Below are 20,185 nucleotides of genomic sequence, written 5' to 3' on the forward strand. Positions count from 1 at the left end.
CACAATGCAATTAGATGAACAACGTCTGCGTTTTCGCGATGCCATGGCCAGCCTGTCGGCCGCCGTTAACGTCATCACCACCGAAGGCGAAGCGGGCCGCTGCGGTATCACCGCCACCGCGGTCTGTTCGGTGACCGATACGCCGCCGTCGGTGATGGTCTGCATCAACGCTAACAGCGCGATGAATCCGGTGTTTCAGGGCAACGGTAAGCTATGCATCAACGTGCTGAACCACGAGCAAGAGGAGATGGCGCGCCACTTCGCCGGCATGACCGGGATGACGATGGACGACCGTTTCGGCCTCAGCTGCTGGCAAAAAGGCGAGCTCGGCCAGCCGGTGCTAAAAGGCTCACTGGCGAGTCTCGAAGGCGAGATTAGCCAGGTACAGACCATCGGCAGCCACCTGGTCTATCTGGTAGAAATCAGGAATATAACCCTGAGCCAGCAGGGCCACGGGCTGATCTACTTTAAGCGCCGCTTCCATCCGGTGATGATGGAGATGGAGGTCGTGGCGTAATGGCCTCGCCAGCCTCTCCCCGGATAACGGGGAGAGGCAACACAGATTCGCGTTAGCGTTCCTGCTGTGTAAACTGTGTCAGCGCTGCACCGCCTGCGCCACCTTCTGTTCTTTCCACCCGTATCGTAGTCCGCCGTCGCCGTGCTCGCCAGCACGCTGCCATTCAGCTGTGTATACCCGCCCACCTTCACATCAAAACCGCTCTCGTCGGCAAAAATCCCCGTCTGCGCCTCTACCGACGTCCAGGTGCCGTGCATTTTGCTCTGGCTCAGGTTGAGAGAGCCCGAACCGCCGCCCATGCTGCCGCTCCGGATCCGGATGACACCGGGCAGCATCATCATCACCGCCCAGAACACCCGAGAGTTGCACGACTACGTCAAAGCACTGGGCGTCGCAGGCATCAACCGGATCAAGATGCCTCAGTAACATAAGACCTCCCTGACGCGCTTAACGATACCGACGATCTGCTGGTGATCAAGCGAGAAAAGAGACATTTTTCGGGAGCGTAACGGTTGACAACAAGGACCCCGGCCATTCAAGCCGGGATTTCTTTTGATCTTGTTATATTACCAGCAACTTCTGGTATTGGGTCTAATGACAATGGTTTCAATATTCTCATCCTGATATCAGTCCCCATCCAGTCTTTCCATGGCTTTATCGGGTTGTAAATTTTATCCATAGGCAGCTCAATGAGTTTTCCTGCACCATAACCCACCCCAGAGGCCACACCATTAATTAAGCCACCTTTAAATGGATCATCGCCGTTAAGATAACTTGATGCAGCTCCACCTGCCGCATTCCGGCCCATGGTTCCTAACCAACAAGTTTTTGAGGTTGCTGCTCCAACCCAAGTCGCTATCAGCGCATCGGTGTAATTTACTTCACGAGTAGTGCCATATTTTATTACAGTATTGGCTCCGCCACCGATGCCAGCTGTTATCAGAGCCCCCTTTGGCGATATACCTAACCCAACAGTACCTGCCAGATGGTCTAATACTACTGCATTCCCTTTTGCCACATCTTCAGCAAGTTTTCCTTTACAGTCTGTATCGCAGTCTGGCGTCTGGCTGAACCAGAACCCGAGGTTTGTTCCAGCACTTGCTCCGAACAAGTTATTCTCTACAACATTATTGCAGCCGGTTGCTAAAGAGTATCTGTCAAATCACTTGTATCTACCTTTTTTTGAATGCTGGTATAAATCCACCAACAACCAGTAGCTATCAACGCCCCTGTGAAACATGCAGCTTTTGTATACTTCCATGTATCACTCCAAATCAGCTCAAATGGGATGTGGTAAACCAATAAGAGGTAACCTCTAATGAGCACGTATATAATTAAAAACAATACGACCATTGCTACATTGCAAGCCAAAAATAGATAGAAAAAAACGAAGAACCAAGATTTTCCATTCATTTTTGTTCCCTTTTTTGGAATTTCACACCTGTTTTACCCGCTTGATCATTGAGGATCTCTGTCACCGCACGACCCGAGGCATTACCAGCAATACCAGGTACTGGATTAATCGGCAGCGGTTTGGATATTCCCATCCCGACATCTGTCCAGATCCAGTCTTTCCATGGCTTCATTGGATTAAGGACTTTATCAAACGGCAATTCAACTAGTTTATCTGCACCATAGCCCCTCCCAGATGGCCATACCATTAATTAAGCCACCTGTAAAAGGGTTATCCCCTTTCAGATAGCTGGATGTTGCACCGCCTACCGCGTTCCAGCTCATTGTTCCCTTTAATCCTGTATTTCTGGTAAAAGCTCCAACATACGTCGCAATGAGCACATCCGTTGGATTAACTTCTCCATTAATAAGATACTGAATACCAGCATTTGCTGTTCCGCCCATCGCGCCAGTAACCTGCATTCCACCCGGCAGGTAGATTAGCCCCCGCTGAAGCCAACGTACCTGCATAAGCTTTATTCTCAGCAATTCCTCGCTGCCAGGCTTCACCAGAGGGGTTAACTGCACCATGCTCTCTGGCTTTCTCACCCTGGCTCCATTCGTTCCTACCCATCAGGTTATTCTCCACACTAATCCCAACTCTGTGGATGAATTTTTATCCTATCTTTGCTCTAAAATCCTTTTAGTTTGAATAGTCTGGCAATAATAAAAACCGCACCAGTGAAGATTCCAATCACACAACCAATTTTAATGGTTTTGAGTATATCGGCTTTTTTCAAATCAAAAGTTCCTGTTAGCATTCAAACTAAAACGTCTATAGACAAAGTTATACACAGGAAACTAACAATACCCCCAAGAATGCAGGCGATAAATAGAATCAGCAGGTTTAATATTTTCTCATTGAAGGATTTCATTTCAATTTCTTCTCAATGATTGGTTCGAGTTTTTCCCGCCATATTCTGAAGAGAAAGATGCTCCTATGTCGCCAAAACTGCCTGGAATGTTACTCGGTGTAACTTCTTTTGAGATACCAAAGTCACCTTTAATCTCAGTATACTTTAGCATAATAAGATTAAACTTCGGATCCTAACCTGCTTTCCACCTAGTTTGCCCATGCATTTGTACCCCAAGAAATGCCTTTGCCTATACCATAACCAAACCCAGCACCAATACCATTTGTAATTGCGCCTGAACCTACGCCTGAAGGGAAACTGGCTGAGGCGGGATTCAGTACCGACACGCCGGTCACGGTCAGCGTGGACCAGGGACGACTGGTGAAAGAACCAGTCAAGGGCTGACGGGTAAAAAATCTCGGCTTTAACGCCGGAATTTTATATATCTCTAATTTTTTATACCCAGACGAATTATGTCTGTTGGAAATAGAGGTTGTAATATCAATTCATTGTTAAAAATGAACAGCTTAGGAGATAAAGCTGTAACGTCATAAATATTTTCAGCAACCAATACTAGGTTAGTTCTAAAAACAGGAATGTTAATGTTATCCACAAAAACAAACACATCATGTTTTTTATTATAACAATCGGATATGAGATGATTTATATCTTCATAATCTGAATAGTTAAAATCATCCCACAATAAGTTCCCATTAATAAATGGGAACTTATACAAAATATTAAGCGCATCCTTCTCTCTCTGTCCTTCAAGCACTTCGAAATCAGCACCAAGGGCCCCTTTACACTCATCAAATAAATTCATTTTTCTACCTATTCAACTGTTTCAATATGGTTTCAAACGCTTTTTCATTACCTTCAAATGGTATAACCTGCTTGACTGCTTTGCCCGGCCCTTTCCCTTGAGAGTAATCCCATACGTTGATGTGCATTCCCTTTTCAGGATCATAATCAACACGCCAACCAACCTTACCATCATTAGATTGCCGTCCAATTATTTTTCCATTCCCAGCACTCACTTCTAGTCGCCCAATTACAGGCTTAGAGTCAGCACCCAAATTACCCACAATATTTAGCGCCTTATTTCGAGCATTTTCCCAGTTTTTTTCAGATTTTAATATTGTTTCAATTCGAGTCGCTGGACTTGGTACTTTCTTCCCTGGCAACATAATGCCTGCCAGCAGCCCGCCCGTTGCTTCCAGTGCAGCTTGATTCCCGCCAGCCGCCTGTTTAACCGTATCCGCAACCGCAGACCAGGTTTCACCCTGCATCAGCGTGGTAACAGTATCCGCCAGCGCCTGATTCTTCCCGGCCAGGTCGCTCATCGCTTTACTGCAGTAACTGTCACCCACAGCACAGGAAGCCAGCACCATGGCCGCATCAGCAGCATAGTCAACAGAACCTAATGCCGCATCGCCGGTATCAGCAAGGCCATTGATAATGGCGTTCGCGATGGCAGAAGTGGTGCCTTCACCCAGCTTTTCCCTGACCTGATTTTTCAGGGATTCAGCAGCCTGTTTCGCCGCTTCTCGGGCCTTATCACCGCTCAGCGAGTTATTCTCAACCGCGTTCTTCCCGGCCTGCGCCCCCGCGACCGCATCCCCGCTGCTGCCTCCGCTAAGCCCCCCCATCAGTCCCGCCGCCAGCGTACTCAGCGCGCTTATCGTCGACTTCTGCTCATCCGACAGCTCTTCTGTCTTAACATCCGGATAATATTCTGCCGCTATCCAGCGCCCCAGCAGTTCGCCGCTCACCGCGCCTGCCGCCCCCGCCAGCGCGCTGTTATTTCCCGATGCCGCCGCTATCGCTCCCCACACCGCGTGCGCCATCGCATTGGCTTCCACATTCACCTTGCCCGTCGCGCTGTCCGTCGTCTGGCTGTGAATGATTTCCGCCACATACGGACTCACTGCGCCGCTCGCCGCCTGCGCCAGGTTGCCGCCCGCCAGACCCTGCATCGCCGCCGTTACCGCCTGCGCCACCTTCTGGTACTTTCCGCCCGTATCGTAGTCCGCCGTCGCCGTCCGGCTCACCTGCGCGCTGATTTGTTCCTCGCTCGGATGGGCATTCCCTCCCGCTACCAGCATCTCCCGTGCCGCTGCCCGCGCAGCCGGGTCGCTCTGCGCCGCCTGCGCGTTCAGCTTACCCTGCGTCACGAGCACATCACTCACCTGGCGACCTGTTTCACCTATCTTCTGCGCCACCGCCAGCCGGTTCTGCTCTTTCTCCTTATCAAATATCGGACTCAACGTTTGGTTCGCATGCGCCGCATCCCGGCTTAACCTCGTCACGTCTTGCTGCTGACTCGTGCCGTCGCGGATAACGATACTGCCCTCGCTTACCGCCGCCCGCGTCAGCGAACTGTCGCTGCCGCTGCCGTTCGCACCCATCAGCAGACCGCTGACCGCATTCCCCAGGAACTGCCCCGCCACGCTACCGCTCGTGCTCGCCCCCACGCTCTGCTGCTCCACGCTGTACTCGGCAGAGTTTTTAATATCCCGGAAACCCAGCGTCCCGGTATCCAAGCGGTTCAGCTCCGCCGCCGTGCTCGCCAGCACGCTGCCATTCAGTTGCGTATGCCCGCCCACCTTCACATCAAAACCGCCCTCGCCGGCAAAAATCCCCGTTTGCGCCTCCACCGATGCCCAGGTGCTGTGCATTTTGCTCTGGCTCAGGTTGAGAGAGCCCGAACCGCCGCCCATGCTGCCGCTCGCCCCCACGCTGCCGCTACGCTGCTTCGAATCGTAGTTATCGCTGTCCTGTTCGCTACTCAGCGTCAGGTTACGCCCGACGTCCATTGTCACCTGATGGCCGCTCACCTGCGCCCCGGTCAGCGTCATATCGCGACCGCTGACGATAGTCACCCGTTCCCCGGCGCTGAGGGTCGTTTCGTTATGCATCAGGCTGTTGCCCTTCTCGTGGCCCTTCGCGGCATTGGCGCTGGCGCTGACCGTCAACCCGTTCGCGCCCTGACCGAAGTTAATACCGACGCCAAACGAACTCCCATGGCTCTCGTTTTTACCGCTCAGGGTGCTGACGTTCTCCGCAGAGAATAAATTCACATCGCGCGCGGCATTGAGTAACGCGCTGCCGCCGGCTTGCAGCTGGCTGCCCTCAACGTTGATATCCGCCTCAGTGGCGATAATGCTGAGATTGGTGCCGGCCATCAGGCTACTGCCGCGGCTGGTGTTCTGCGTTTGTCGCTGAGTGGATTTCGATGACTGGCTACCCCAGGAAAGGTTGACCCCTATCATGCTCTCCGGACTGGAATCCGCAGTCTGCATCTGCGATGCCTGATACGCCTGTACGCCCGATAATGCCGACTGCAGCCCGCTCAGCGCGGCGAGACGGCCATTGCTCTCGGTGCTGGCCTGGTTAGCGCTGGAAACCGCGGTATTAATGGCGCTGCCCACCATCCCGGATAACGCCAGCGTCAGGCCGCTGGTTTTCTGTTCCACGGTATGGGTCTGGGTGCTCTGGTTTTCCGCTGCCAGAATATTCACGGTTTTACCGGTCAACGCCATATTGTTGCCGGCCACCATGTCAGATCCCTGAACCGTCAACACATTACCGGCGCTCAGGCTAAGGTTGCCCTGTGAGCTTCCGACGGTACTGGCGGCGCTACTCAGCGTTGTCGTCACGTCGGTGGCTTTCAGCGACGAACTGCCGACGCTGAAGCCAACACCGCCAGTGCCGGAAAAGCCGCTATGTTTCTCTTTACGTAGATGGTTTTCCTGGCGACTCTCCTCGGCGGTGGCGATGGTCAGGTTACGCCCCGCCACAAGGTTGACGTCCTGGGTGCCGGCAACACTGCTGCCGGACACCAGCAGGTCGCGCCCGGCCTGCATCACAATACTGTCACCGCTAAAATTGCTGCCGATGGCGTTCTGCGCCCACACTTCATCGTGAGTGGTGAGCGAGCGGTGAGCCAGCAGGCCGCTGCTGCTTTGATGGTTGTTTTCCGTCAGATGCCATGAGGACTCGCCGCTGCTGAGGTTAATGTCATTGCCGGCGGCAACCGTCAGGCTGCTGGTTGCCGTCACGCTGGCGGCGCGGGCATGAATATCGTGGACGGCGGACAGCGCAACCGCGCCGCCATTAATTTGCGTGCCGATATCGCTACGCTGGGTCAAAGAACGATCGTTGCCTTTCCCCCAATTTCCGCTTTCGCTGTGGGTAGTGGCGAGCGTCCGCAGGTTGAGATCGTTGCCGGCGATAATCTTCGTCTGGCTGCCCGCCGCGCTGTTACTCACCATGCTTGCCGTCAGATTAATGTTATGTAACGCCTGCAGCCCCAGCTGGCCGTTTTCATTCTGGACATAAATCCCCGCAGGCCGATCGAGGCTGATGTTACCTGGGCCGCCGCCGAGGGTGCTGGCGCTGTTGAGATCACGCCCGGCTTGCGCGATCAGGCTATCGCCGCCCTGCAGCGTTCCGCCAATATTGTTGATATCAGTACGCGCGTTTAGCGTGAGCTGGTTGCCGCCGATATAGCCGCTGTTATGAATGTTTTCCGCGGTTAGTTGCGTCACGCCGCGGCTGTGGATGTGCCCGCTGTTGGTCACATCACGGCTCACACTGAGCGCCACGTTTTCACCGCCGAGCAACGCGCCGCTGCCATCAAGATCGCCCGCTTTAACCCGCGCATAAGCCTGCGGCACCAGCACATGCCGCACAGAGCCATCCGCTAGCGTGACCTCTCTGGCGACCAGCCAGACCATATCGCTGGTCAGCAGCGCCATCTGCGCTGGCGTCAGCGCCACCCCGACCGTCAGGTTGTACTGTTTGGCGAAGGCGACGCCCGCGTCCATCAGCGCCCGGTACTGCTCTTCATCGTTACTGTAGCCCTGGAGGTAGCGCTCGCCGCTCAGTTTAACGATCTGCTCACGCACCAGCCGCTGTTCGTAATAGCCGTCGCCAAGCCGCTTCATCGCCTGATCAACGCCCAGCTGATTTTGCATGTAGTCGCTGGCGAGCCACGCTTTACCGTTGGTAAAACGCGGATCGGTTTCCACCAGATAGCCTGCTTTAGCCTGTGGATCGATCTGATACAGACTGCTGACAGGAAGACGGGTATCCGGCGTGACGAGGCGAATAACCGTTCCGTCAGCGTTAACCGGCGTCACTTCCACCAGTCGTCCGGCAGGTAGTTCACCTGGCTCATCGGCGCGATCGCGCGGGGTAATCACACTGCTATGGCCATCAATTTGGGTATTGCCCTGCCACTTTATGGTTTGCAGATCGATAGTCTGAACCGTGGGCGTCGGTTCATATTCGCTACTTTTTTTCCCCTGGCTGGTTTTGGTACCGCCAAACGGGCGGCTGGTCTTTTTCTCATACCAACGAGTCTGGGTACCGACGTCGGTGGTCACCCGTTTACCGGTCGTGGCGACGTTGTTTAGTTCGCTAATCACGCCACCGAGCGCTCCCCCGGCGATAATCTGGCTGTCGTAGTTATTCAGCTTATCGCTGTTGATGATGAGCCGGCCGCCGGAGAGGATTTTGCCGGGATCGCTTTCCACCACCTGCGTTTCCACAACGGTACGCTGGTACTGATATTCATAGAACTCATCGCCACGGCTACCGTCCGGCATGATGGCGTCGTGAACGCCGTATTTGTTTTTATAGCTGGTATCGACCAGCGACCAGTCGAAGCGCTGTACCGATCCTTTCAGCGCCGCTTCATGGCGCCATGACTGCTCGACCATCACATCTTTCGTCACCAGATGGTCGTTGTAGTTATTGATTTGTTGGATATCGATCGCCATATCACCGGCGGACTCAAGCGTTGCGCTGTGGTTATTAAAGACTCCCGCCCGGCCGCTGAGCGAACCGTCTTCGGCAAGTTGGCCGCCAATGGTAAGCGTACCGTCGCTGTAGATCAGCGCGTGATCCTGGTTATTGAGCGTGCCGACGCCCATTGCCAGCAATGCTCGTGCAGCAATCGTCGCCGCCACGCCGTTCTCCGCGGCGTTAGTCAGCGTTGCCACCTGCAGCGCGACGGCGTCGCCGTACAGGCGCCCGCTACCGATATTGGTTAACGTCGTGGCGACAATATGGGTTAAACCACCGTCAATCAGTCCTCGATTGACCAACTCGCCGTTGACCGTAAAATGGTTCTCGCCAGAGCTGATTTCACCTTCCTGACGGTTATCCAGCTTCGCCACATAGAGATTGAGCACCTGGCCAACGCTGATAACACCCTGATTAATCAGCCCCAAACCGGAGAGATTCCACTGCAGGTTGCCGTTGGCGATGATCCTCCCGGCGTGATGAAACGCCTGACGCAACGTTAGTGACATATCGCCCTGAGAGAGCACCTCGCCATCGCCGCTGAGGGAATCGGCATCGAGAATAAGTTTGCTCGCGGCAAGTAGCGTCCCGCCCGTATTAGCCAGCACCAGGTTGACGCCTGCTATATCCAGAGCGGCGGCGGAGACGATCTGCCCCTGCCGGTTATCCAGCCCCCGATTGTGGATGGTGATGTTCAGGTTACCGCCGGACTGCAGTTCTCCCTGACGGTTATCAACAGCGGCGCTCTGAATACGCAGGGCATCAACGGCGGTAATTGTGCCCTGCTGATTATCCAGCAAACCGCTCGTCGTCAGGTTGACGCTGCCCCGCTGCGCCGAGCCAACCTGCCCGTGACGATTGTTAAGATTTTGAGCCCGTAGCCGGATGTCGCCGCTGGCGATGATATTCCCCTGCGAGTTATCCACCCCATGGCGCGCAGTGAGCTGAACGTCGCCCTGCGCCGCGCTGATTTTTCCGCCATGGTTGATCAGATTGTCGGCGTCAAGCTTGATATTGCCATTTGCGGCAAGAACGCCTTCGCGGTTATCCAGCCCTCCTTCAGAGCTCATGGCCAGGTCGCCCTGCGCCGCAATCAATTGCCCATGCTGGTTCCGAAGGCTTGCTACTTGTAGAGAAAGGCTACCGCCAGCAACGATATTCCCTTGTGAATTTTCCAGCTCATGACGCGTAGTGAGCTGAGCATTGCCTTGCGTCGTGCTGATCTTACCGCTGCGATTATTAATGTTATCGGAGTACAAAACGATATTGCCGTTAGCGGCAATAGTGCCTTCGCCGTTGTCCAGCACGCCATCGCTGGTAATCGACATGCCGCCGCTGCCGGTATGCAACAGCGTTCCGTTTTGATTGAGCAACTGGCTGGTGCTGAGCGTCAATGCATGGCTGTTGCTGGCGATCTCACCGCCGTGGTTATCCAATCCCGCACAAAAATCAAGGCGTAGATCGTCCTCGCCCGTCTGCTGGATTACGCCCTGCTGGTTATCCAGCGCCATTGCTTTCAGCTCAAGCTGGCTGGCCGTCAACAGGCCACTGTGGTTTTTGAGTTTGCCGCTGGCGGCCAACTGGAGTTTTTCGCTGGCCGCCACCACCGCATCTCGGGTTGTGATATCGCCGGACGCGGCGCTGACCACAATCCGCGCCCCCGAGGTTCGACTGTTATCAAGATCCACTGCCCTGCCCTGCGCCGTCAGCGTCCCTGCCGCCATATTGCGGCCATTCAACGCCAGCGAAGTCTGGCTATTCAGCGTCAGCGCGCCGCTGCTGGCGGAAGAACCATCGCTATTTAATCCGGCGGCGAGCGTGCTATTTTGCGCGCTACGCAAAGTGCTGGCGGCAATCCGCGTATCACCTTGCGCGGCGATAATGCCGTCATTGGTTAGCGTCGCGCTGGCCGTCACCAGGCTATCTTTTCCGGCGTACAACTGGCCCTGATTGTGAAGATCGCCCTTAACGGATAGTTGCAGATTCTGTGCGGACTGAATCACGCTGCTGTTGCTGAGCGCGCCATCAGCGCTGATTGCTACGTCCCCCGCCGCCGCGCCGATATTGCCGGCATTGTGAACGCCTACGCCTCGCTCGGTACCGACAAGACGAATTTTATGGGCGTACATCCCACCTAGCGCGCTGACGTCTATCGCCACCGCTGGCGCCGCACTGCCGTCGGATGATTTTGCCGTCGTCAGACTGTGCGCCGCATCGATCTGATTACGCCCTGCAGTAACCTTTAGCTCCTGCGCCCAAACCCCGGCGTTGATTTTCACCGCGCGGGCGAGCAGGTCGGTGCTGTCTACCGAGCTCGCATCAAGCCCGCCTCCCTGTACAATAATTTCGCCGCGATTGACATCGTAACCGCTAATCTGCCCGTTGCTGTACTGCACCTGACCTGTCGTCAGCGTCGCGCGGTTGGCATTGATAAACCCGCAGCCGTCGCAGCTAATTCCGCCAGGGTTAGCTATCACCACCTGCGCTTTCTGCCCGGCAACCTCGATATAGCCATTCAGCCGGCTCGGATCACGGGTATTCACCTCGTTGAGGATCACTCTGGCTTCCCCTTTCGCCAGATTCGGGTTACCGGCGACCATCCCGGCCAGTTGGGTTGAAGTGCTGGCGTGGCTGTTATTCAGCACCACGCCGCGCCCATCGACGTCAAACTGGCTGTAGACGTTGCGCGAAACGCCTGCGCCACTCGGTGTCTGAATATTGACCTGCGGAGTGCCATTGGCGCTATTGGCGATCTGCGGTTGCTGGCCGCCGGGCGCATGGTTATCGGCGACAATCGCTGCCTTAGCCGGGGTGAGACAGGAAAACGCGAGCAGAAACCCAAAGGCCAGCGGCGCCAGGATGGACGTCAGCGTCGACCCGGTTCGCGCGTCGGCGCCAGATTGCGGCGACACGCCCGCCCGATGAGAGCGGGTCGTTTCCGCCACCACTATCAGCATCCCGCGAGCCTTATTAAATACGATTCGATAAAAGCGTTTATTCATTGCCGTTACTCGTCATCCGTTGTTCACCGCGGCGCGGAAAATCATCCCTGTGCGCAGCACGCGCCGCCGGACGGCGCGTGAGTAAAAGTCAGTAGCTCCAGCTGGCGCTGAAACCAAAAGTTGCTGGCTCGGTTTTAAAATCATCGGGTTTGTCTAAAGGGATACCGGCGAACAGGTCGTAGCTGGCGCGTAGGTACTGGCCGCGCAGCCCTGCCACGCCTCCGGCGAGGTGTTTGCCCACCAGCGTTTCACTGCCAGCGCCGCCGACTTCGCCGTAATCTGCTCCCAGATAAAACTCCTGCCCCGGCAACGGGGTCGACCAGGCGATATCGTTACGGACGTACCAGCCGTGGCTGGCGGTCAGGGTGCGCTCGCCGTCAAAGCCGCGAACCGTCCAGCGGCTGCCGATGGAAAACATATCCGGCGAAGTCAGCGGCGTGCTGCTCATCTGCCGCTGATAGCGACTGGTAAAGCGAAAACGTTGCCCGCCCAAGGCAAAAGGCAAATTGAGCTGAGCATTAAATTGCAGGATCTTGCTGAGGGCGGTTGCTTCCCCCCACTGCTCTTCTGGCGCAGGTTGAGCTCCGAACCAGCGGGTACCGCGCTGGTAGCTCACTCCGCTATCGAGAGTGGCGTTGCCAAGGTAATGGCGATGCTGCAGACCAAGCTTCCAGGCCGCCGTTTGCCGCCGCTGGACGGCAATCTCGGTGTCGTTAATGAAGTTACGCTGCTCGCGGGCTAACACATCGGCGCTAAGAGTGGTCTTCTGACTACCGCTACGGTGCAGTACGCGGCTAAGCTGGAAATCAACGTTCTTGCTTTTACCGCTGTACTGGTAATCGCCGTTAGCCCCCGCCACGGTTTGCACGTAATCGTACTGGCTGGCGGTTAATACGAACTGCCAGTAGCCCAGCGGGACCGAATAGTGGCCGGTCAGGTTCTTTGAGGATTTACCGCCGTTGCCATCGAGGTTATGTGAACCGGAAAGGTAAAAAAGATCGCTTAAGGATAGTGGGTTATCCAGTGACAGCGTCAGGTTCCCCTGGTAACGGCCGGTGGCATTAGAGCCGGAATCATCGAGCGAGGCGTCGATGCGCCAGAAGCGCTCCTGTTGGCGGTTAATGACAATATCGCTTTGCCCCGGCGTCTCGCCCGGAACAATTTCCATGCTGGCCTGAACCGTCGGCAGGCGCTGCAGATTTTCCAGCCCCTGTTCAATATCGCGCAAATCCAACAGTTTCCCGTCAGTCGCCGGAAATGCGCTCGCCAGCCACAGATAATCATCGCTCTGCGCCGTAAGCCTGGCTTCACGGATATAACCCGGCATCACCACCAGGCGTAAAACACCGCTTTTTAAGTCCTGCTGCGGAGCAAGGATCCGGCTGGTGATATAACCGCGGTCGATTAATATATTCTGCAATTGGGCCATCAGTAGATTTATTCCCTTTCCTCCCAGACAACGCCCATTCACTTTATTTGTCTGGCGCTGGAGCGGAAGCCAATGCGGTAAGGCTTCGGCGCCCTGCAAAATAACCAGAGAAATAGCAAAGCAAGGTTGTTCAACGGGAAATAGCCCATCATCGATATTTACTCCTTCCGCGGATAAATGAATATCCGGTGACGGCGGCGCGAGCTGACTTTCCAGGGCTTGCTGGCGCTGCTGCTGGTTGATGAACTGCTGCTCACGTACGGTATCCGCAGGCGCGGCGTACCCCCACACTGGCAGCGCAGAGATAATAAAAGCCTTATGAATTAAACTCCGTTTATTCATTATTTTTTAAGCCTGGGCTATCCATGTCGATGACAAACACTCTTTAATGGCGATTAAATACATTCAAACGTGCATAAATATCAACTCATATTCATAAGACAATCATCGTAATAATAACTTAACGACGAATTCATTAATGAGGGGCTATTTTTATTGGACTGCTGAATATATTTCAGCAATAAAGGTAAAATGTGAAGTCATTATGAAATGAGAATAATGAATTTGAATTGATATAATCTGCCGCTGGTATGACTCGTGCCACACCACAACTCCCTGTGATCTCAATCACATAATTATCCCCTGTTAACTTCCCTCCCAACCGCTTACCCCTGCAAGTGACCGCTTAACCCCGAATATAACCACTCACAGATTTACCCAACTTTACGCGCGCGAAGTTCTGGCAAGATCGTCTCCAGCATAGCTAATCAATACCTCCACCAACCCTGACTCAAAACTAAACGGCTTCGGCCCATTATTCATCTCATTAACGCCAGGTTTTACTATGGATACTAAAAAGTTATTCAAGCACATACCCTGGGTGATTCTTGGAATCATCGGGGCATTTTGCCTCTCGGTCGTCGCTCTGCGCCGCGGTGAGCACGTCAGTGCGCTGTGGATCGTGGTGGCGTCGGTTTCCGTCTACCTCGTCGCCTACCGTTATTACAGCCTGTACATTGCGCAAAAGGTGATGAAGCTCGATCCTACGCGTTCGACGCCGGCGGTCATTAACAACGATGGCCTGAACTACGTTCCGACCAACCGCTACGTGCTGTTTGGCCACCACTTTGCCGCGATTGCCGGCGCCGGTCCGCTGGTGGGCCCGGTGCTCGCCGCGCAGATGGGCTACCTGCCGGGTACCCTGTGGCTGCTGGCGGGCGTCGTGCTGGCAGGCGCGGTACAGGACTTTATGGTGCTGTTTATCTCCTCGCGTCGTAACGGCGCCTCGCTGGGTGAGATGATCAAGCAGGAGATGGGGCCAGTACCGGGCTCCATCGCGCTGTTCGGCTGCTTCCTGATAATGATCATCATCCTCGCGGTGCTGGCGTTAATCGTGGTTAAAGCGCTGGCGGAAAGCCCATGGGGCGTGTTCACCGTCTGCTCGACCGTGCCAATTGCCCTGTTTATGGGGATCTACATGCGCTTCCTGCGCCCGGGTCGGGTAGGCGAAGTGTCGGTTATCGGCATCGTTCTGCTGGTGGCGTCTATTTACTTCGGCGGCGTGATTGCCCACGACCCTTACTGGGGCCCGGCGCTGACCTTTAAAGACACCACTATTACCTTTACCCTGATTGGCTACGCATTTATCTCGGCTCTGCTGCCGGTATGGTTGATTCTGGCGCCGCGCGACTACCTGGCGACCTTCCTGAAAATCGGCGTAATCGTTGGCCTGGCGCTGGGTATCGTGATCCTTAACCCGGACCTGAAAATGCCGGCGGTGACCCAGTACATTGATGGTACCGGTCCGCTGTGGAAAGGCGCGCTGTTCCCGTTCCTGTTTATCACTATTGCCTGCGGCGCGGTCTCCGGCTTCCACGCCCTGATCGCTTCCGGCACCACGCCGAAGCTGCTGGCTAACGAAACAGACGCCCGTTTTATCGGCTACGGCGCGATGCTGATGGAGTCCTTCGTGGCGGTGATGGCGCTGGTGGCGGCATCAATTATCGAACCGGGTCTCTACTTCGCGATGAACACTCCGCCGGCGGGTCTGGGCATCACCATGCCGAACCTGCACGAAATGGGCGGTGAAAACGCCGCGCTGATTGCCGCCCAGCTGAGGGATGTCACCGCTCACGCGGCAGCGACCGTCAGCTCCTGGGGCTTCGTGATCTCTCCTGAACAAATCCTGCAAACCGCGAAAGATATCGGCGAACCGTCGGTCCTGAACCGCGCAGGCGGCGCGCCGACGCTGGCCGTGGGTATCGCTCACGTGTTCCACAAAATCATCCCGATGGCGGATATGGGCTTCTGGTACCACTTCGGTATTCTGTTTGAAGCGCTGTTTATCCTCACCGCACTGGATGCCGGTACCCGCGCAGGCCGCTTTATGCTGCAGGACCTGCTGGGCAACTTTGTACCGTTCCTCAAGAAAACCGACTCGCTGGTAGCAGGCATTATCGGTACTGCGGGCTGCGTTGGTCTGTGGGGCTACCTGCTGTATCAGGGCGTGGTCGACCCGCTGGGCGGCGTGAAGAGCCTGTGGCCGCTGTTCGGCATCTCTAACCAGATGCTGGCCGCCGTGGCGCTGGTGCTCGGTACCGTGGTGCTGGTCAAAATGCAGCGCACCAAATATATCTGGGTCACCGTGATCCCGGCTGCATGGCTGCTGCTGTGCACCACCTGGGCATTGGGCCTGAAACTGTTCAGCACCAACCCGCAGATGGAAGGCTTCTTCTTCATGGCTCAGCAGTACAAAGAGAAGATCGCTTCCGGCGGCGAACTGACCGCACAGCAGATTGCCAACATGAACCATATCGTGGTGAATAACTACACCAACGCCGGTCTGAGCATTCTGTTCCTTGTCGTGGTCTACAGCATCATTTTCTACGGCATCAAAACCTGGCTCAACGTACGCAACAATAAAGTGCGTACCGACAAAGAGACACCGTACGTACCGGTACCGGAAGGCGGCGTGAAGACCTCTTCACATCACTAACCCCTAATGCCGGATGGCGCTACGCTTACCCGGCCTACACAAGCGAATGTTTGTAGGCCGGATAAGGCGCTAGCCGCCATCCGGCTTTATTCGTTCTCTGGAAAGCATAATGTTTGGTAACTTAGGTCAGGCAAAAAAATATCTCGGTCAGGCAGCGAAAATGCTGATTGGCATTCCGGATTACGATAATTACGTCGAGCATATGCAGACCAATCATCCGGACCAGCCGTACATGACCTATGATGAATTCTTTCGCGAACGCCAGCAGGCCCGCTACGGCGGCGACGGCAAAGGCGGCGTGCGCTGCTGCTAATGGAGGCAAATATGGCACCGATTGCAGTTACCCTATTAACCGGTTTTCTTGGCGCCGGTAAAACCACTCTACTGCGCCATATCCTGAACGAACGGCACGGCTTTAAAATTGCCGTTATCGAAAACGAATTTGGCGAAGTCGCCGTCGATGACCAGCTTATCGGCGACCGCGCGACGCAGATTAAAACCCTGACCAACGGCTGTATCTGCTGTACCCGCTCCAACGAACTGGAAGACGCTCTGCTCGATCTTCTCGACAGCCGCGATCGCGGAGAAATTGATTTTGACCGACTGGTGATTGAGTGTACCGGCATGGCCGATCCCGGCCCGATTATTCAGACCTTCTTCTCTCATGATGTACTGTGCGAACGTTACCTGCTGGATGGGGTGATTGCGCTGGTTGATGCGGCACATGCTGACCAGCAGATGAACCAGTTCACCATTGCCCAGTCGCAGGTGGGGTACGCCGATCGTATCCTGCTCACCAAAACCGACGTGGCGGGCGACAGCGACAAGCTCCGCGAGCGGCTGACGCGCATCAACGTCCGCGCGCCCATTTACCGCGTCATCCACGGCGATATCGACCTGAATCTGCTGTTTAACACCAGCGGTTTTATGCTGGAGGAGAACGTGGTTAGCAGCAAACCGCGCTTCCACTTTATGGCCGACAAGCAGAACGACGTATCGTCAATCGTAGTGGAGCTGGATTATCCGGTAGATATCAGCGAAGTCTCCAGGGTGATGGAAAATCTGCTGCTCACTTTTGCCGAACAGCTGATGCGCTATAAAGGGATGCTGTGGATCGACGGCGAACCGAATCGCCTGCTGTTTCAGGGCGTTCAGCGCCTCTACAGCGCCGACTGGGACCGACCATGGGGCGATGAGCGGCCGCACAGTACCCTCGTCTTTATCGGCATCAATCTACCGGAAAAAGAAATTCGCGCGGCGTTTGCCAGCTTGCGCAAATAGCCGCATGGACGGTTCCCTCTCCCCTTGGGGGAGAGGGTCAGGATGAGCGAAGGAGGCGCAAAATTACCCTTCCCCTCCCTCTTCCTGAGGAAGAAACCCTCGCCAATCGATGTCTTCCGGGAGGGCCATTAGTCCTGTGGGGGAGTCAGAGCATCTGCGCGCTCGGTTGCTTAGCGGCGAACCACCACCAGCTTCTGATTCACAAACTCTTTAATCCCAAGATCGGAAAGCTCGCGGCCGAACCCGGAGCGCTTAACGCCGCCAAACGGCAGCTCCGGCGCGGTATCGGTTAACCAGTTGATATAGACCATCCCGGTTTCAATCCGCGAAGCCATGCGTTTCGCCCTGTCGATATCCTGGCTGAACACGGCTCCGCCGAGGCCGTAATGCGAATCGTTGGCCAGCTTCACCGCCTCATCGTCATCTTTCACCACGTAGATTTGCGCGACCGGACCGAAGAACTCTTCAAAATAAGCCGGATTATCGCGGGTAATGCCGGTCAGTATGGTGGGCTCGAAAAAGCTGCCTTCTCGCTGCGCAGGTTTGCCGCCCAGATGCAGTTTCGCGCCATTTTTCACCGCCTCGTCCACCTGTTTGGTCAACGTTTCCAGCGCGTCTTTTGAGGAGAGCGGGCCCAGCGTGGTACTTTCGTCCAGCGGATCGCCAATTTTCACCTCGCGGAAGGCTTGCGTAAACTGGCTGAGGAAAGCGTCGGCAATTTTTTCATGCAGGATAAAACGTTTCGCCGCGGTGCACACCTGCCCGGCATTATTGAGCCGCGCCTGCACGCCGGTCTTCACCGCTTTCTCCAGATCGGCATCGTCGAGAACGACAAATACATCGTTGCCGCCCAGTTCAAGCGTCGCTTTCTTAATGTGTTTAGCCGCCTGCGCCGCTACCACGCCACCGGCTTTTTCCGAGCCGGTCAGGGCCGCACCCTGTACGCGATCGTCGGCGATAATCTTCGCTACCTGATCCTGAGAAATGAACAGGTTAGTCCATGCGCCCTCTGGCGCGCCGGCCTCACGAACCAGCTGAGCGAAGGTTTCCGCACAGTGCGGGACGATGCTGGCATGTTTGGCGATCACCGGGTTTCCTGCCGCCAGATTCGGCGCCAGCACGCGCATCAGCTGATAATAAGGGAAGTTCCACGGCTCTACCGCCATCAGTACGCCGATGGGATGGTGTTCGACCCAGGCTTCACCCAGTTCTGACGGATATTTTACCGGCGCCAGAAACTGTTTTGCGTTATCGGCGTAGTAGCGGGCAATTTGCGCGCACAGTTTGACCTCACCGCGGCTTTGCTCGATAAGCTTACCCATCTCCTGGCTGGCGATTTTGGCCAGCTCTTCAACCCGGCTGTCGATCAGGTCCGCCAGCTTGTGCAGGATCGGTAGCCGTTGGTCAATATTTCCCTTGGCCCACTGCGAATGATAAAGCGCATCCGCCTTTTGCAGCGCCGCTTCCACGTCAGCATCGCTGTGTGCCGGATACGCTTTGATAAGCTGATTATTGGCAGGATTCACCGTCTGATAAGCCATATCGCATGTCTCCTTGTTATCGCTGTTAACGCAGTCATAAATACCGCACAGGTTATTAAGGGTAGTCGAGATAGCTGAGGATGCGCTCCGGATCAGGTAGATACGGAATTTTCCAGGAATGAAATGGTGAACGCCTGGAGGGCTAAACGGCTCCAGCTGCCCCCCGGCGCATCAGGGGCCTAATGATGCCTGACCGCAAGCGCCGCCTCCGGCAAACCGGTAATTCTTAGCACCGTCTCCAACGCCATACCTTCGGCGAGCATCGTTTGGGCGATACGCAGCGCTTCGGCGCGCTGCCCCTCTTCAACCCCCTCCAGACGACCTTTCTCAAGGCCTTCCCGCTTCCCCTGCCTGCGCCCTACTTCACGTAACCTTTCGGCGATAGTCATTAGCTTCTCCTTGTGCTGCGGTACCCGCTGGGCCACTTCGCGGATGAACTTACCTAACCGAAGCGCTTTGCCCGAGTGAATCAGATAATTAAACAGCGTTTTCAGCTGCCTGTCATTAGCGTATCCATTAAGCAAAATGGCCGTCAGATGCTCCACAATACCCAGCAGATCGCGCTGACGAATATGTTTTTGCATCAGCTCCAGCAGGGCGACTCTTCGATGCTGCACAATTTCGTCATCAGGTACGACGGTAATATCCACCAGCGGAAATGGTCCGGTATAAAGCTGTTTTGCCAGGGCTGGGTCGGCGAACATGTCGAGCCAGGATAACGACCAGGGGTATGGCGTGGCGACGCCATGATAAAACAGTATCGGGATCACCAGCGGCAGCGTTTTATGCCCGTTATCCAGATGGCGCTGCATCGCGGCAATAGCATAACGCATGAGTCTGAAGGCCATAAACGCATCCGGGGAGCTTTGATGTTCGATGACCACATAGATATAGCCTTCTCCCGCGGCAGTTTTCAGCGCCCACAGAACATCGGAGTAGTATGCCCGCAGGTTCTCTTCAATAAAGCTACCGGACGCAAGCGTTAACGTATCCAGGTCGCACATTTTTCGTAGCGCTGGCGGCAGATGGATATCAAGGAAGTCCCGCGCGGTGTCAGCATGACGTAGAAACTGTTTGAATACCGCATCGTGCGGCGTGGACGTAGTACCCTTTTCCATGGCTATCCGCCTGCGTAAGAAATCCTGCCGCCACTCTACTGCGCCCTGTTTCTTACCACACGCCCTGCTGTTGGTCTTTACGAGCCGCGACGAAAGCTATTTTTCTTCGGCTGCAAGCAAAACATTTTTGTCCAACGCGACTCGCAGTTTTCCCACCGGCTGATGGCATGTTATAAACAGCTATT

Annotated in this window: 13 protein-coding genes; 5 read left to right on the plus strand and 8 right to left on the minus strand. The window is 55.2% G+C overall.

The window, feature by feature from the left end; all coding sequences use genetic code 11:
- The first annotated feature begins 4 nt into the window (after positions 1-4).
- On the plus strand, positions 5-517 hold the full coding sequence (locus ABLV11_RS24905) for a 4-hydroxyphenylacetate 3-monooxygenase reductase subunit (RefSeq protein ID WP_004110317.1): 513 nt from the start codon (positions 5-7) through the stop codon (positions 515-517).
- 141 nt (positions 518-658) lie between these two features.
- Positions 659-943, plus strand: coding sequence for a hypothetical protein (locus ABLV11_RS24910; protein WP_224330806.1), 285 nt, complete (start codon positions 659-661; stop codon positions 941-943).
- 109 nt (positions 944-1,052) lie between these two features.
- Here ABLV11_RS24910 and ABLV11_RS24915 read toward each other — a convergent pair whose 3' ends face one another.
- From ABLV11_RS24915 to ABLV11_RS24940, 6 genes are all read right to left on the minus strand, one after another.
- Entirely contained in the window at positions 1,053-1,628 is a 576-nt protein-coding gene (locus ABLV11_RS24915; RefSeq protein ID WP_348855950.1) for a hypothetical protein, read from the minus strand.
- Positions 1,629-1,926: 298 nt separating this feature from the next.
- Complete coding sequence (locus ABLV11_RS24920; RefSeq protein ID WP_224250533.1) at positions 1,927-2,178, minus strand: hypothetical protein; 252 nt, start codon at positions 2,176-2,178, stop codon at positions 1,927-1,929.
- On the minus strand, positions 2,141-2,500 hold the full coding sequence (locus ABLV11_RS24925; protein ID WP_077258025.1) for a hypothetical protein: 360 nt from the start codon (positions 2,498-2,500) through the stop codon (positions 2,141-2,143). The genes ABLV11_RS24920 and ABLV11_RS24925 overlap by 38 nt, the downstream gene beginning before the upstream one ends.
- Positions 2,501-3,271: 771 nt before the next feature.
- Positions 3,272-3,646, minus strand: coding sequence for a hypothetical protein (locus ABLV11_RS24930; RefSeq protein WP_017145051.1), 375 nt, complete (start codon positions 3,644-3,646; stop codon positions 3,272-3,274).
- A 4-nt stretch (positions 3,647-3,650) separates the two neighbouring features.
- Positions 3,651-11,636: a hemagglutinin repeat-containing protein gene (locus ABLV11_RS24935; protein WP_126488368.1), complete on the minus strand. Its 7,986-nt coding sequence runs from the start codon at positions 11,634-11,636 to the stop codon at positions 3,651-3,653.
- Between the two features lie 88 nt (positions 11,637-11,724).
- The gene (locus ABLV11_RS24940; RefSeq protein ID WP_126488366.1) at positions 11,725-13,407 is read right to left on the minus strand and encodes a ShlB/FhaC/HecB family hemolysin secretion/activation protein; all 1,683 of its coding nucleotides are present in this window, start codon (positions 13,405-13,407) and stop codon (positions 11,725-11,727) included.
- A 502-nt stretch (positions 13,408-13,909) separates the two neighbouring features.
- Between ABLV11_RS24940 and btsT the strand changes: the two genes are divergently transcribed.
- From btsT to yjiA, 3 genes are all read left to right on the plus strand, one after another.
- On the plus strand, positions 13,910-16,060 hold the full coding sequence (gene btsT, locus ABLV11_RS24945) for a pyruvate/proton symporter BtsT (RefSeq protein ID WP_004108575.1): 2,151 nt from the start codon (positions 13,910-13,912) through the stop codon (positions 16,058-16,060).
- A gap of 109 nt (positions 16,061-16,169) precedes the next feature.
- Positions 16,170-16,373 carry a YbdD/YjiX family protein gene (locus ABLV11_RS24950; protein WP_004108577.1) on the plus strand — a complete coding sequence of 68 codons (204 nt, stop codon included), beginning with the start codon at positions 16,170-16,172 and terminating at the stop codon, positions 16,371-16,373.
- A gap of 11 nt (positions 16,374-16,384) precedes the next feature.
- On the plus strand, positions 16,385-17,341 hold the full coding sequence (gene yjiA, locus ABLV11_RS24955; protein WP_004108579.1) for a GTPase: 957 nt from the start codon (positions 16,385-16,387) through the stop codon (positions 17,339-17,341).
- A 170-nt stretch (positions 17,342-17,511) separates the two neighbouring features.
- On the opposite strand, the gene ABLV11_RS24960 is transcribed toward yjiA, so the two are convergent.
- Entirely contained in the window at positions 17,512-18,882 is a 1,371-nt protein-coding gene (locus ABLV11_RS24960) for an NAD-dependent succinate-semialdehyde dehydrogenase (RefSeq protein WP_004108581.1), read from the minus strand.
- Between the two features lie 179 nt (positions 18,883-19,061).
- On the minus strand, positions 19,062-20,000 hold the full coding sequence (locus ABLV11_RS24965; RefSeq protein WP_004108583.1) for an Rpn family recombination-promoting nuclease/putative transposase: 939 nt from the start codon (positions 19,998-20,000) through the stop codon (positions 19,062-19,064).
- Between the last annotated feature and the right edge of the window lie 185 nt (positions 20,001-20,185).

It is taken from the genome of Klebsiella sp. GW_Kp181, from assembly GCF_040062315.1.
GTDB classification, from domain to species: Bacteria; Pseudomonadota; Gammaproteobacteria; order Enterobacterales; family Enterobacteriaceae; genus Klebsiella; species Klebsiella oxytoca.